Below are 14,121 nucleotides of genomic sequence, written 5' to 3'. Positions count from 1 at the left end.
CCATGCGATTGCTGTCCGGTTTTCTCGTAGGACTGATCTTTGGCGTAGGGATTGCCGTTTCCGGCATGATCAACCCGGCGAAGGTGCTCAACTTCTTTGACATCGCCGGGACGTGGGACCCGAGCCTGATCTTCGTGATGGGCGGCGCGCTGGTGACCACGTTCATTGGCTACCGGGTCGTGTTGCGCCGTGACGCGCCGCTGGTCGAGCCGACGTTTCAGCTACCGACATCACGCGACATTGACACAGGTCTCATCGGCGGCTCTGCCGTGTTCGGTATCGGCTGGGGGATTGCCGGGTTTTGCCCCGGTGCCGCTGTACCGGCGCTTGGATCGGGACAGTGGGAGGTGGCGGTCTTTGTGGCCGCGCTGCTCGCCGGGCTCTGGACGGCGCGCATGATCAAGAACAGACACTCAGGAAAGGGGGCATTGGCATGACCGACTATCCCGTTGACATGACTATGAAACCGCAGGTGACCGCGTTTTTTGACGAGGCCACGAATACGATCAGCTATGTGGTGAAGGACCCGGCCTCGAATGCCTGTGCGGTGGTCGACAGTGTGATGGATATCGACATTGCGGCGGGGCGGATCACCTATGACCATGCCGACGCGATGATCACGCATATCGAGCGCGAAGGGCTCTCGCTGGAGTGGATCATCGAGACCCATGTTCACGCGGATCACCTGAGCGCGGCCCCCTATATCCAGCAAAAGCTGGGTGGCAGGATCGGGATCGGCGAAAAGATCCTGATCGTGCAGGACACGTTCGGCAAGATATTCAACGAAGGCACCGAGTTTCAGCGCGACGGGTCGCAATTCGACCGGTTGTTCAAGGATGGCGATACCTACGAGGTCGGTGGTATGCGTTGTTTTGCGATGCACACGCCCGGCCACACGCCCGCCTGCATGGTGCATGTGATGGGCGACGCGGCGTTTGTCGGGGATACGCTCTTTATGCCGGACGGCGGATCGGCGCGCGCGGATTTCCCCGGCGGCGACGCTGGCGAGCTGTATGACAGTATCCAGAAGGTGCTGGCCCTGCCTGACGCGATGCGTCTCTTCATGTGTCACGATTACGGCCCGAACGGACGTGAGATCCGGTGGGAGACCACGGTGGCCGAGGAAAAGGCCAACAATATCCATGTTGGGGGCGGCAAGACCCGTGAAGAGTTTGTGACTTTCAGGACCGAGCGCGATGCCCAACTCGCGATGCCGCGTCTGATCCTGCCGTCCTTGCAGGTCAACATGCGGGCGGGCGAGGTGCCGAAGGACGCGCAGGGTGTTCCGATGCTCAAGCTGCCCGTGAACCGCTTGTGACGCAGACCCGGGGCTGCTGGCTCAGGCGAACCCGGTGATCAGTTGCCGGAGGCCGATGGAGGCGCCGATGAATATCGCCGCAAAGGTGATCGGTGCGCTGAACGAGAGCACCGAGAACGCCGATATGCCTTGTCCAACGGTGCAGCCAAACGCCAGCACCGCCCCGAACCCCATGCAGACCGCGCCGAGGATCTGACGGCGCAGTTCGCGGGGGTCTTCGCAGGCTTCCCAACGAAAATGGCCCTTGATGAGGCTACCGCAAAAGGCACCGGCCAAGACACCAAAGACCGATGCCACGCCAAAGCTGAGCCCGCCGCCGCTCGCCGTCATGAGAAACAGGATGGATTCACCCAATGGCGCTGAAAATGTGTGGGTCTGGACCGGCTGCGGCAAAAATCCGTGGGTCGCAACCCACGAGGTGCCCGCCCACCCTGTGGTGACGGCGATACCGACCATGGCCCCCCAAAAGAGCGAACGGCGATCGGCAAGGAAGGCACGCGAGGCGAGGGCCGACAGCGCGATCAGTGCAGACACCGCGAGGCCGACGTAAATCATCGGCAGCCCGGTGAGCGCGCCGAGGACCTGCGCGTAGGATTGGCTTTCGAGAATGGGGCTGGTGGCCTCTGTCGCCATGATGCGCAAGCGCGCGAACGGCCCCGACATCATGATATAGGCGGAAATGCCCATGACCAGCACGATCACGAAAGCGCGCAGGTCGCCGCCACCGAACCGCGCGAGCGCGCCATATCCGCAATTTCCCGCCAGCGACATGCCATAGCCAAACAGCAGCCCGCCGATCACACTCGCGAGCGGCGACCAGGGTGTGATCCAGTAGGCATTTCGTTCGATCTCGAACAACCCCATTCCGGCCAGCGCAAAGGCGGAAAGCCCGGCCACGCCGATGGCGAGCCCCCACATGCGCAGGCGCGTGTCGCTGTTCTGGTAAAGCAGATCCTCGATCGCACCCAGGGTGCAAAAACGTCCCAGCCGGGCGGCGAGGCCCAAAATCAGCCCACCGCCAAAGCCGAAAAGCGCAATCAGCAAAGGTTCCGGAATGCCGCCGGGCATGGTTCTCCTCCGTTTATCGCTGGCAAGGCCCCGGCTCCTCTGTCAGGGCTGCTTGCAAAACAGATCGTAGACGACCTCAAGCATCCGTATCGCACGTCTGTCTGTCAAACGGTAAAATATCGCTTTGCCTTCACGTCGTGGTGTAACCAGCCCTTCGAGACGGAGGCGCGAAAGCTGCTGTGATACGGCCGCCTGACGGGCGGACAGCAACTCTTCGAGTTCGGTCACGGTCTTTTCGCCGGTGGCGAGGTGGCACAGGATCATCAGCCGCCCCTCGTGGCTGATCGCCTTGAGAAACTCGGCCGCGTCATGGGCATGGCCCAGCATCGTGTCGAGGCTCTCTGATGTGATGTCCATTTGTGTTGGAGGGGCTTTGCGCAGCATGGCCGGTTACCGCGCGGCCGTGGCGTCGGGATGCGCGTCGAGCAGTTGCGCCAGCAGGAACCAGAAAAACTCGTCGCCGGCATAGCCCTCCATCCGGCCCAGCTCCTGCCCGTCGTGAACCAGCACGAAGGTGGGCGTAAAGACCGGGCGCGAGGTGAAGGCCACGTCCTCGGGCAGATCACTGATCAGCACCCGGCGCAGGGGCGCGCGCGCGCCTTCCTCGGTGTTGGGATAGGCTGGGGCGATCTCGGCATTCCATTGCTCGCACCAGTGACAGCCGTGCTGCTCGACCATGATCAACTCTGCCGCCCGAAGCGGGACAGTGAGGCCAAGCGTCAGCCCGAGGCTGACCAGAACGGCGGCGCATATACGCATTTTTTTGTTCCGATTGACGGATGGAATAAAACATATGATAGTTTGAATATGTTTTCGGATCAACCCATGTAAGGCCGCTTCATGTTCGATGTCTCCCTGCTCAGCGCGTTTGTCGGCGGGCTGATCGTCTTTTTCTCGCCCTGCGTGCTGCCGATCGTGCCGTTTTACCTGAGCTACATGGCGGGCGCCTCGATGTCGGAAATCAGCGCCGAGGGGCGGCTGGCCCCCGGCGTGCGGCGCCGCGCCTTTGCCGCATCGGTGATGTTTTCGGCGGGAATCATCACAGTCTTTGTGCTGCTGGGGGCAGCGGCCTTCGGGCTCAGCCAGGCGTTTCGCGGCTTTCAGACCGAGTTTCGCCTGTTCGCGGCGCTGGTGGTGCTGATCCTCGGGCTGCATTTTCTGGGCGTGCTGCGGATCGGGTTTCTCAACCGGGTTTTCCAGATGGAGGCGGGGGACACTAAGAACATGTCGGTTCTGGGGGCCTATGTGGTCGGCTTTGCCTTTGCCGCCGGGTGGACGCCCTGCGTGGGCGGCGTGCTGACCGCTGTCGTCTTTACCGCGAGCACCGAGTCCACGGCGATGGAGGGGCTGGGGCTGCTGCTGGTCTTTGGCTTTGCGATGACCACGCCGTTCATGGTGGCGTCGCTCTTTATCGGGCCGTTCCTGCGGTTTGCCTCGAAATTCCGCCGCCATCTGCCCAAGGTGGAAAAGGCGATGGGGCTGCTGCTGATCGTGTTTGCCGGGCTGATCGCCACCGACAGCGTCAACCATATCGCGCAATGGATGCTGGAGACGTTTCCGGCATTTCAAACTATCTAGGAGAGGAGGAATCATGACACGTTTTCTGAGCCTGCTGGCGGCCTGTCTGCTGGCGCTACCGGTTGCCGCCGCCGAGTTGGGCGATGACGGGCTGCACAAGACCGACTGGATGCGCGACACGTTCAAGGACCTGCGCGAGGATCTGGATGAGGCGAATGACGAGGGCAAGCGGCTGATGATCATGGTCGAGCAGCGCGGCTGCATCTACTGCACGCGGATGCACGAGCACGTATTCCCGCGCCCCGAGATCGCCGATTATATCCGCGAGAACTTCTTTGTCGTGCAGCTCAACCTGCATGGCGACATCGAGGTGACCGATTTCGACGGGGAATCACTGAGCGAAAAGGCCGCGACCCGCAAATGGGGTCTGCTGTTCACGCCGTCGATTCTGTTCCTGCCCGAAGAGGTGCCCGAGGGCCAGACGGCGGCGCAGGCGGCGGTGGCGCTGATGCCCGGCGCGTTCGAGGCAGGCACCACGCTCGATATGCTGACATGGGTGAACGAGAAGCGGTATGCGCTTGATACGGATGAAGATTTTCAGCGTTACCACGCACGGCGCATTCAGGAGCGCGCCGCGGAATGACACCGAAGACGGGGCGCGCCGGGTGACATTAAATTCAAAAATCAGAATTTATTGTTGTGTGATCTCGCGATTGTGCCCTATGATATACAAAAATGTGAATGTGTTAGGGAGGACGCATGAAACGAACATGTCTCACGATCGCGCTGGTCGGTGCCGCAACAGGTGCCATCGCCGCAGAAATCGCCCCGGGCGAGGTTCCCTTCGAGGAGGGCGCCGTGGCCGTATCGCTGACCGGGGCGCCCGGTGATCCTGCCCGTGGCCGCGAGGTGGTGGGCAGCAAGTCGCTCGGCAATTGCGTGGCCTGCCATGCCAATTCCGACCTGAGCGACATTCCGTTTCATGGTGAGATCGGTCCGATGCTCGACGGTGCGGGCGAACGCTGGAGCGAAGCGGAGCTGCGGGGGATCGTGGCCAACGCCAAGATGATGTTCCCGGGCTCGATGATGCCGTCCTTTTACAAGGTCGATGGGTTCATCCGCCCCGGCAACGCCTATACCGGCGAGGCGGCGGATGACAGTTTTGGCCCGCTTCTCACCGCGCAACAGATCGAGGACGTGGTGGCCTATCTCGCCACCCTCAAATACTGACCGCCGCCCCTGCACCGGGCCGGCTTCGAACAGGAGTTCAGCACAATGACAATGACGAGACGTAGCGTGATGGTAATGGGCGCGGGGGCCTTGGTGGCCTTTGGTCTGCCGATGCGCGCGAGCGCCGCTGCCGAGGACGCCATCGCGGAGTTCACCGGTGGGGCGGACATGGGCAGCGAAGGCCTGACCCTGACCGCGCCCGAGATTGCCGAGAACGGCAACACCGTGCCGATCGAGGTCGACGCACCCGGCGCCGAGGCGATTCTCGTGCTGGCGATGGGCAACCCGACGCCCGGCGTGGCCGAGTTCAAGTTCGGCCCGCTGGCCGGGTCGCACAGCGCCTCGACCCGTATCCGCCTGGCCGGAACGCAGGACGTGGTGGCGATCGCCAAGATGAAGGACGGCTCTTTCGTCAAGGCATCGAGCAACGTCAAGGTCACCATCGGCGGCTGCGGCGGCTGAGGCAGGAATTAGGAGAATCCGACTATGGCAGACAATGTGAAACCCCGCGTGAAAGCGCCGCGCAAGGCAAGTGCCGGCGAGACGGTCACGATCAAGACCCTGATCAGCCACCCGATGGAATCCGGTCAGCGCAAGGACGCCGATGGCAACACCATCCCGCGCTCGATCATCAACCGCTTCACCTGCGAATTCAACGGCGAGACCGTGGTCGACGTGACCATGGAGCCCGCGATTTCGACCAACCCGTATTTCGAGTTTGAGGCGGTGATCCCCGATGCCGGTGACATGGTCTTCACCTGGTACGACGACGATGGCTCTGTCTACGAAGAGACCAAGAGCATCGCGCTGGGCTGAGAGAGGCATCACCGTCAGGGAGGGACGACAATGAAAAAAACAGCACTGATAACGGCGCTTTTGGGAGCGGGTGCAATCACGGCGGGGATGGCATGGGCCGAACCCGTCGAGGATACGCTGATCATCAACGAAGAGACCGAGCTTACCACCTGGACCGACGCCCCGGCGGCGGTTGAGGGGGCGCTGCCCGAGGTGATCTCGGGCTGGCATTTCCGCGGCACCGAGACCCGCGCCATGCAGGCCGACGATTTCGACAATCCCGGGATGATCTTTGTCGAGCAGGCGATGGATGCCTGGGACACGGTCGAGGGCGAGGCGGGCAAGTCCTGTGCAAGCTGCCATGGCGATGCCGGGGACAGCATGAAGGGCGTGCGCGCGGTCTACCCCAAGTGGAACGAGGACGCGGGCGAGGTTCGGACGCTGGAGATGCAGGTCAATGCCTGCCGCACCGAGAACATGGAGGCCGAGCCGCTGAAATACACCGGCACCGAGATGACCAGCATGCTGGCGCTGATCTCGTCCGTGTCGCGCGGCATGCCCGTGAACGTGGCGACGGATGGCCCGGTGGCCGAGACCTGGGAGGCGGGCAAGGAGCTCTACTATACCCGCACCGGCCAGCTGGAGCTGAGCTGCGCCAATTGTCACGAGGACAATTACGGCCGCATGATCCGCGCCGACCACCTGAGCCAGGGCCAGATCAACGGCTTTCCGGTCTACCGGCTGAAGAACACCAAGCTGAACGGGGTGCATGCCCGTTTCAAGGGCTGCGTGCGCGACACCCGCGCCGAGACATACAAGCCCGGCAGCCCCGAATTCGTGGCGCTTGAGCTTTATGTCGCGAGCCGCGGCAACGGTCTGTCGGTCGAGGGGCCGTCGGTCCGCAACTGAGTGAAGACCCCGCCTGGCCATGGTCCGGGCGGGGTTTTTCTTGACTAAAACATTCAAAATTCCGCATGTGATCCCTGCGGTAGTGGAAAGGTCAGACATGATCTCGCGTCGTGATTTTCTTCAAACGAGCATGGCGGCTTCGGCCATTCTGGGGGCGTCGTCCTTTGGCAACTGGGCGAAACTGGCGGCGCAACAGGCGCTGACGCAGGATCAGCTCTTGCAGTTCGACACGTTCGGCAATGTGAGCCTGATCCACATCACCGACATTCACGCGCAGCTCAAGCCGATCTATTTCCGCGAGCCGTCGATCAATATCGGCGTGGGCGACAACAAGGGGGCTGTCCCGCATGTCACCGGCGCAGAGTTCCGCAAGCTCTATGACATCGACGATGGCAGCCCGTCGCATTATGCGCTGTCCTCGGGCGACTTCAGTGCGCTGGCGCAGGGCTATGGCAAGGTCGGCGGGCTGGACCGGATGGCGACTGTGATCAATGCCATCCGCGCTGACCGGCCTGATGCGATTTTGCTGGATGGGGGCGACACGTGGCATGGCTCTTACACCTGCTATCACTCGCAAGGCCAGGACATGGTCAACGTGATGAACGCGCTCAAGCCGGATGCGATGACCTTTCACTGGGAATTCACGCTCGGCTCTGACCGGGTGCACGAGATCGTCGAGGGCCTGCCTTTTGCCGCGCTTGGCCAGAACATTTTCGACGCCGAATGGGACGAGCCTGCAGAGCTGTTCCCGCCCTACAAGTTCTTTGAACGTGGCGGGGCCAAGATCGCCGTGATCGGTCAGGCCTTCCCCTATATGCCGATTGCCAATCCGGGCTGGATGTTCCCGGAATACTCTTTCGGTATCCGCGACGAGAACATGCAGGCGATGGTCGACGAGGTGCGGGGCCAAGGCGCGGATCTCGTGGTCGTGCTCAGCCATAACGGCTTTGACGTGGACAAGAAGATGGCGGGTATCGTCAAGGGCATTGACGTCATTCTGACGGGCCACACCCACGACGCGCTGCCCGAGCCGGTGCTGGTGGGCGAGACGATCCTCATCGCGTCGGGCAGCAACGGCAAATTCGTCAGCCGCGTCGATCTGGATGTGCGTGACGGCCGGATGATGGGCTTTCGCCACAAGCTGATCCCGATTTTCAGTGACGTGATCGAACCGGACAAGGAGGTGGCCGCGCTCATTGATGAGCAGCGCGCGCCGTTCAAATCCGAGTTGGAGGAGGTGATCGGCCAGACCGAGAGTCTGCTTTACCGGCGCGGCAATTTCAACGGCTCGTGGGATGACCTGATCTGCGAGGCACTGATCGAAGAGCGCGAGGCGGATATTGCGATGTCGCCCGGCGTGCGGTGGGGGCCAAGCCTGATCCCGGGCCAAGACATCACCCGCGAGGATATCTTCAACGTGACCTCAATGACCTATGGCAAGGCCTATCGCAGTGAGATGACCGGCGAATTTATCAAGGTGATCCTCGAGGACGTGGCCGACAACATTTTCAACCCCGATCCCTATTACCAGCAGGGCGGCGACATGGTGCGGATCGGTGGCATGGGCTACCGGATCGACATCAACCAGCCGCAGGGCAGCCGGATCAGCGACATGGTGCTGCTCAAGACCGGCGAGGCGATTGACCCCGAGAAGAATTACGTGGTCGCCGGTTGGGCCAGTGTCAACGAGGACACCGAGGGCCCGCAGATCTGGGACGTGGTCGAGAACCACATCGCCAAGCAGGGCACCGTGCGTGTCGCGCCCAATGACAGCGTCAAGGTGATTGGCGCATGAGATCCAGTCGAGAGGAGGCATTCGAGATGTCTGAGCTTTTCAAGGGAAAACCCACCTCGCGCCGCGCGTTCCTGCGCGGTAGCGTGGCCGCGGCAGCCGGGGCCGTCACCGCAGGCGCGGCACAGGCGGGCACGCCCGACCCGCTGATCACGGATGTGCAGCCCTGGGCCACGGGCCTTGGCGACGGGGTCGATGCCTCGCCCTATGGGTTGCCCATCGAATACGAGTCGGACGTGGTGCGCCGCAATGTCGAGTGGCTGACCGCCGATACGATCTCCTCGATCAACTTTACGCCCATCCACGCGCTTGACGGGACGATCACGCCGCAGGGCTGCGCCTTTGAGCGGCACCATTCCGGCGCGATTGACCTCAAGAAGGAAGATTACCGGCTGATGATCAACGGGCTGGTGGATCGGCCGCTGGTGTTCACCTATGCCGATCTCGAACGCTTCCCGCGTGAGAACCACGTTTATTTCTGCGAATGCGCGGCCAACACGGGCATGGAATGGGCGGGGGCGCAACTCAATGGCGCGCAGTTCACCCATGGCATGATCCACAACATGGAATATACCGGCGTGCCGCTGCGCACCCTGCTGGAAGAGGCGGGGCTCGACGTGGCGGGCGAGTTGCAGGACAAGTGGGTCTATGTCGAGGGGGCCGATGCGTCCTCGAACGGCCGCTCGATCCCGATGGGCAAGGCGCTTGGCGACTGTCTGGTGGCGTTCAAGGCCAATGGCGAGGCGCTGCGCAAGGAACACGGATACCCTGTGCGCCTCGTCGTGCCGGGCTGGGAAGGCAACATGTGGGTCAAGTGGATCCGCCGCATCGAAGTGACTGACGGCCCCGTCGAGAGCCGCGAAGAAACCTCGAAATACACCGACACGCTGGCCGATGGCATCAGCCGCAAATGGACCTGGGTGATGGACGCCAAGTCAGTCGTCACCAGCCCCAGCCCGCAGTCGCCGATCACCCATGGCAAGGGGCCGCTGGTGATCACCGGGCTGGCCTGGTCGGGCCATGGCGCGATCACCCGCGTCGATGTCTCCAAGGATGGTGGCAAGACCTGGGAAACCGCACGGCTCGCCAAGGAAGGCGAGGCCAAGGCGCTCACCCGCTTCTACCTCGACACCGAGTGGGACGGCGAGGAGATGCTGCTGCAAAGCCGCGCGATGGATGACACCGGCTATATCCAGCCCACCAAGGCGCAGCTACGCGAGGTACGCGGCGAAAACTCGATCTATCACAACAACTGTATTCAGACATGGTGGGTGCGGCCCAACGGGGAGGCAGAGAATGTCGAAGTTTCTTAAATTCACGCTGGTCGCGGGCATCACCGTCAGCGCCACCGCCACCGCCGTCTGGTCGGGCGAATACGGGCTGGGGCGCGAGGCGCTGCCCGAAGAGATCGCCGCCTGGGACGTCAAGATCATGCCCGACGGTCGCGGTCTGCCCGAAGGGTCGGGCGACGTGTGGACAGGTGACGAGGTCTTTGCCGAACATTGCGCCGTCTGCCATGGTGACTTTGCCGAGGGTATCGGAAACTGGCCCAAGCTCGCGGGGGGGCAGGGCACGCTTGACCGCAAGGACCCGCTCAAGACCGTGGGATCCTACTGGCCGCACCTGTCGACGGTGTGGGATTACGTCAACCGCTCGATGCCCTTTGGCAATGCGCAGAGCCTGACGCCCGACGATGTCTATGCGATCACCGCCTATATCCTCTATTCCAACAATCTGGTGGAGGATGATTTCACCCTCAGCCACGAGAATTTCGCCGAGTTCGAGATGCCCAATGCCGACGGGTTCATCGTCGATAACCGGGCCGAGACCGAATATGCGATCTGGCACGGTGCGCCCTGCATGGAGAACTGCAAGGACAGTGTCGAGATCACCATGCGTGCCGCCGTGCTCGACGTGACCCCGGATGAGGAAGGCGCCGAGACCGAGGCCGCAGCGCCCGCCGCCGAGGCAGAGCCGGTCGAGACGGCTGCCGCTGAACCTGCCGCCGAGAGCGCGCCCGCGCCCGCCGCCGATCCCGAATTGGTGGCCGCCGGGGAAAAGGTGTTCCGCAAATGTAAGGCTTGCCATCAGGTGGGCGAGGGTGCCAAGAATCGCGTAGGCCCGCAGCTCAACGGTGTGGTGGGGCGTGCCGCCGGTGCCGTGGACGGGTTCAAGTATTCTTCGGCCCTCGAAGGCATGGCCGGTGACGGGCTGTTCTGGGACAATGAAAGCCTCGCCGCATTTCTGGCTGATCCGCGCGGCTTTATGAAGGGGACACGCATGGCCTTTGCCGGGCTGAGATCGGACGAGGATATTGCGGCGATCACCGCGTATCTCTCGACCTTCGGACACTGATCCGATGCGCGCGCTCCTGCCCGCGCTGACACTCGCTGCTGTGATGGTGGCGGGTGGTGCGCGGGCGGAGCTTATCGGCGATGCCGAGGCGGGGGAGGCTCAGTTCAATCAATGCAAAGGCTGTCATCAGATCGGGAAGGGGGCCGAGGACCGTATCGGGCCGCATCTCAATGGTCTCTTCGGGCGGCGTGCGGCGGCGCATGAGGACTATCGCTATTCCGACTCGATGGAACGCGCAGGCGTCGACGGGCTGATCTGGGATCTCAGGACACTCGACGCCTATATCGAGAACCCGCGCGCGCTCGTTTCCAAGACCCGGATGAGTTATCGTGGTCTCAAGGACGAACAGGCGCGCGCCGACCTGCTCGCGTATCTTCGCCGTTTTTCCGACAATCCCGCGAACATACCCGAGGCCGCACCGACGGCCATTGGCACGGATCACTCGGTCGATCCGGAAATTCTCGCCATTCAGGGCGATCCGGAATACGGCGAATATCTCAGCAGCGAATGCGTGAGCTGTCATCAGGCCGATGGCAGCGCGGACGGCATCCCCTCGATCACCCGCTGGCCGGAAGAGGATTTCGTCGTCGCGATGCATGCCTACAAGGACAAACTGCGTCCCCATCCGGTGATGCAGATGATGGCCGGACGCCTGTCGAACGAGGAGATCGCAGCGCTGGCGGCCTATTTCAAGGACCTCGACTAAACGCGGTCCGTATCTGGGAGGAGACACCATGACTTTCAACCGACGCAAATTCATTGCTGTGGGAACGGCTGCGGCTGCCACGCTCTCGTCGCCTGCGGTGCTGGCTGACGGGCATGGCAAGCCGCGGGTTGTCGTGATCGGTGGCGGCTCGGGCGGGGCCACGGCCGCGCGCTATATCGCCAAGGACAGCAAGGGTGCCATCAATGTGACGCTGGTCGAGCCCTCGCGCAGCTATTTCACCTGCTATTTCTCGAACCTCTATATCGGCGGCTTCACCGATCTGGAGGATATCAGCCATACCTACGGCGCGCTGGCCGCGAAATACGGCATCAACGTGGTGCATGACTGGGCGGTGGATGTGGACCGCGATGCCAAGACCGTTAGCCTCGCCGGGGGCACGGTGCTGCCCTATGACAAGCTGATCCTCAGCCCCGGCATTGATTTTGTCGAGGATGCCGTGCCGGGCTGGTCTGTGGCGGCGCAGAACAAGATGCCGCATGCCTACAAGGCCGGATCGCAAAGCGAGCTTTTGAAGGCGCAGATCATGGCGATGCCCGAGGGCGGGCGCTTTGCCATGGTGGCCCCGCCCAACCCCTACCGCTGCCCGCCGGGCCCCTATGAGCGGATCTCGATGGTGGCGCATGTCCTGAGCCAAATGAACCCGACCGCCAAGATCCTCGTGGCAGACCCCAAGCCTAACTTTTCCAAGCAGGCGCTCTTTGAAGAGGGCTGGCAGCGTCACTATAGCGGGATGATTGAGCGCATCGGCCCGGACTTTGGCGGTGCAAATGTCACTGTCGACCCGGAGGCCATGACAATCGACATTGACGGAATGGTCGAGACTGTGGATGTCTGCAATGTCATTCCCGCGCAAAAGGCCGGTCGTATCGCTGACATGGCGGGCGTGACAGATGGCAACTGGGCGCCGGTGAACGCGGCCGACATGTCGTCAAAGGCCGACCCGGACGTGCATGTTCTGGGCGATGCAGCGGCGCAGGGCGACATGCCCAAATCCGGCTTTGCCGCCAATTCACAGGCCAAGGTCTGTGCCATGGCGGTGCGCGGCGCGCTGACCGGGTCCAAAGTGTTCCCGGCGAAGTTTACCAATACCTGCTGGTCCCTCATCGCCGAGGATGATGGCGTCAAGGTGGGGGCAACCTACGAGGCGACGTCTGACAAGATTGCCAAGGTCGATGGGTTTATCTCGCAGACCGGCGAAGACGCCGCAACCCGCAAGGCGACCTACGAGGAATCGGTCGGTTGGTATGCCGGTATCACCACGGACATGTTCGATTGATCGGCGCGCGAACGCCTGTCTGACAAAGGAGTAAAGGCAATGAAACGGACAATTCTGGCCGGGGTTTTCGGCCTCATGGCGCTGCCGGCGGCGGCGCAGGAGGCGGTGACCTACCCGTTCAACGGCACCTTCGGCGATGCGACATTCGCGGTCGAAAGCGCAATCCTCGACCGGGGGCTGGTGATCGACCTCACCAGCCATGTCGGCGAGATGCTCAACCGCACGGGCGCGGATGTGGGTAGTGACGTCAAGATCTTCGAAGCGGCGGATATCTTCCTGTTTTGTTCCGCCACCCTGTCGCGCGAGGTGATGGAGGCCGATCCGATGAATATCGCGCATTGCCCCTATGGCGTCTTTGTCGCCGAGCGCGAGGGCGAGGTGATGGTGGGCTATCGCACCTACCCCGAAGGCGAGATGCAGAAGGTGCAGACGTTTCTGGACGAGATTGTGCAGGACGCGCTGGAATAAAGCGCCGGTGCCGGGCCGCATCCGCGCGGCCCGGATTGCCCCCCTGATTGACCCAAGTCAAGACATGCGCGCCCGTGAATGTGTATGCTGACAGCATAACGTCACGATGGAACACTGCCATGCTGGAAACACTCATCGACACCTACGGCGACGGGGCCGTGCTTGCCATGGCCGGGGCGCTCGTCGGCGTGATCTTCGGGGCGGCGGCGCAGCATTCGCGGTTTTGCCTGCGGGCGGCGACCATCGAGGTGGCGGAGCGCGGGCTGGGCCCCCGCCTGTCGATCTGGATCATCGCCTTTTCCGCCGGGGTTCTGTCGGTGCAGGGGGCCATCGCCGCAGGTTTTCTGGACGTGAGCGAGGCGCGGCCACTGGCCGCCACCGGCAGCATGTCGGGCGCGATCATTGGCGGGCTGATGTTCGGCGCGGGGATGATCCTTGCGCGCGGCTGTGCGAGCCGTCTTCTGGTGCTGTCGGCCACGGGCAATCTGCGCGCGCTCGTCACCGGGCTGGTGCTGACCATCGTGGCGCAATCGGCGCTGCGCGGCGCACTGTCGCCCGCGCGCGAGGGTCTGGCGACGCTCTGGCTGGTGCCGGGCGGCGAGGCGCGCAACATGCTCGCGCATCTCGGGCTGACGCCGCTGGTGGCAGCGGGCATCGCCGCGCTG

Annotated in this window: 18 protein-coding genes; 15 read left to right on the top strand and 3 right to left on the bottom strand. The window is 62.8% G+C overall.

The genetic code is table 11. The features are described 5' to 3' along the window. Positions 1 to 2: 2 nt before the first annotated feature. Positions 3 to 437: a DUF6691 family protein gene (locus Q0X85_RS03660; RefSeq protein ID WP_297769150.1), complete on the top strand. Its 435-nt coding sequence runs from the start codon at positions 3 to 5 to the stop codon at positions 435 to 437. Continuing rightward, the gene (locus Q0X85_RS03655; protein ID WP_297769147.1) at positions 434 to 1,318 is read left to right on the top strand and encodes an MBL fold metallo-hydrolase; all 885 of its coding nucleotides are present in this window, start codon (positions 434 to 436) and stop codon (positions 1,316 to 1,318) included. Before Q0X85_RS03660 ends, Q0X85_RS03655 begins: the two co-directional genes overlap by 4 nt. A gap of 21 nt (positions 1,319 to 1,339) precedes the next feature. Here Q0X85_RS03655 and Q0X85_RS03650 read toward each other — a convergent pair whose 3' ends face one another. The 3 genes from Q0X85_RS03650 to Q0X85_RS03640 are packed head-to-tail and all read right to left on the bottom strand — an operon-like array spanning position 1,340 to position 3,145. Further along, positions 1,340 to 2,386 (bottom strand): YeeE/YedE family protein, encoded by a 1,047-nt coding sequence (locus Q0X85_RS03650; protein WP_297769144.1) that lies wholly within the window; start codon positions 2,384 to 2,386, stop codon positions 1,340 to 1,342. 42 nt (positions 2,387 to 2,428) lie between these two features. Continuing rightward, positions 2,429 to 2,743 (bottom strand): metalloregulator ArsR/SmtB family transcription factor, encoded by a 315-nt coding sequence (locus Q0X85_RS03645; protein ID WP_297769141.1) that lies wholly within the window; start codon positions 2,741 to 2,743, stop codon positions 2,429 to 2,431. Positions 2,744 to 2,776: 33 nt separating this feature from the next. Then, entirely contained in the window at positions 2,777 to 3,145 is a 369-nt protein-coding gene (locus Q0X85_RS03640; RefSeq protein ID WP_297769138.1) for a hypothetical protein, read from the bottom strand. A gap of 81 nt (positions 3,146 to 3,226) precedes the next feature. On the opposite strand from Q0X85_RS03640, the gene Q0X85_RS03635 reads away from it, so the two are divergent. The 13 genes from Q0X85_RS03635 to Q0X85_RS03575 form a co-directional block, all read left to right on the top strand. Beyond that, a complete protein-coding gene (locus Q0X85_RS03635; protein ID WP_297769134.1) occupies positions 3,227 to 3,964 on the top strand; it encodes a cytochrome c biogenesis protein CcdA in 738 nt (245 codons plus the stop codon). Between the two features lie 13 nt (positions 3,965 to 3,977). Further along, positions 3,978 to 4,547 (top strand): thioredoxin family protein, encoded by a 570-nt coding sequence (locus Q0X85_RS03630; protein WP_297769131.1) that lies wholly within the window; start codon positions 3,978 to 3,980, stop codon positions 4,545 to 4,547. A 116-nt stretch (positions 4,548 to 4,663) separates the two neighbouring features. Further along, positions 4,664 to 5,134: a sulfur oxidation c-type cytochrome SoxX gene (gene soxX, locus Q0X85_RS03625; protein WP_297769128.1), complete on the top strand. Its 471-nt coding sequence runs from the start codon at positions 4,664 to 4,666 to the stop codon at positions 5,132 to 5,134. Positions 5,135 to 5,179: 45 nt separating this feature from the next. After that, positions 5,180 to 5,596 carry a thiosulfate oxidation carrier protein SoxY gene (soxY, locus tag Q0X85_RS03620; RefSeq protein WP_297769125.1) on the top strand — a complete coding sequence of 139 codons (417 nt, stop codon included), beginning with the start codon at positions 5,180 to 5,182 and terminating at the stop codon, positions 5,594 to 5,596. 24 nt (positions 5,597 to 5,620) lie between these two features. Continuing rightward, complete coding sequence (gene soxZ / locus Q0X85_RS03615; protein ID WP_297769123.1) at positions 5,621 to 5,950, top strand: thiosulfate oxidation carrier complex protein SoxZ; 330 nt, start codon at positions 5,621 to 5,623, stop codon at positions 5,948 to 5,950. Between the two features lie 30 nt (positions 5,951 to 5,980). Further along, positions 5,981 to 6,838, top strand: a complete 858-nt coding sequence (gene soxA / locus Q0X85_RS03610; protein ID WP_297769119.1) for a sulfur oxidation c-type cytochrome SoxA — start codon at positions 5,981 to 5,983, stop codon at positions 6,836 to 6,838. 97 nt (positions 6,839 to 6,935) lie between these two features. Beyond that, positions 6,936 to 8,633, top strand: coding sequence for a thiosulfohydrolase SoxB (soxB, locus tag Q0X85_RS03605; RefSeq protein WP_297769116.1), 1,698 nt, complete (start codon positions 6,936 to 6,938; stop codon positions 8,631 to 8,633). Positions 8,634 to 8,659: 26 nt separating this feature from the next. Continuing rightward, positions 8,660 to 9,943 carry a sulfite dehydrogenase gene (gene soxC / locus Q0X85_RS03600; RefSeq protein ID WP_297769466.1) on the top strand — a complete coding sequence of 428 codons (1,284 nt, stop codon included), beginning with the start codon at positions 8,660 to 8,662 and terminating at the stop codon, positions 9,941 to 9,943. Next, complete coding sequence (locus Q0X85_RS03595) at positions 9,927 to 10,985, top strand: c-type cytochrome (protein WP_297769113.1); 1,059 nt, start codon at positions 9,927 to 9,929, stop codon at positions 10,983 to 10,985. The genes soxC and Q0X85_RS03595 overlap by 17 nt, the downstream gene beginning before the upstream one ends. Positions 10,986 to 10,989: 4 nt before the next feature. Beyond that, positions 10,990 to 11,691: a c-type cytochrome gene (locus Q0X85_RS03590; RefSeq protein WP_297769110.1), complete on the top strand. Its 702-nt coding sequence runs from the start codon at positions 10,990 to 10,992 to the stop codon at positions 11,689 to 11,691. Between the two features lie 28 nt (positions 11,692 to 11,719). Further along, positions 11,720 to 12,988, top strand: coding sequence for an NAD(P)/FAD-dependent oxidoreductase (locus tag Q0X85_RS03585; RefSeq protein WP_297769107.1), 1,269 nt, complete (start codon positions 11,720 to 11,722; stop codon positions 12,986 to 12,988). A gap of 39 nt (positions 12,989 to 13,027) precedes the next feature. Next, on the top strand, positions 13,028 to 13,456 hold the full coding sequence (locus tag Q0X85_RS03580) for a DUF302 domain-containing protein (protein WP_297769105.1): 429 nt from the start codon (positions 13,028 to 13,030) through the stop codon (positions 13,454 to 13,456). Between the two features lie 119 nt (positions 13,457 to 13,575). Next, the coding region (locus tag Q0X85_RS03575; RefSeq protein WP_297769102.1) for a YeeE/YedE thiosulfate transporter family protein at positions 13,576 to 14,121 on the top strand (546 nt) is incomplete at its 3' end.

The organism is uncultured Roseovarius sp., assembly GCF_947259555.1.
Classification (GTDB): Bacteria; Pseudomonadota; Alphaproteobacteria; order Rhodobacterales; family Rhodobacteraceae; genus Roseovarius.
The sequence above is the reverse complement of the archived record's forward strand: the minus strand, read 5'-3'. Positions and strand labels throughout refer to the sequence as shown.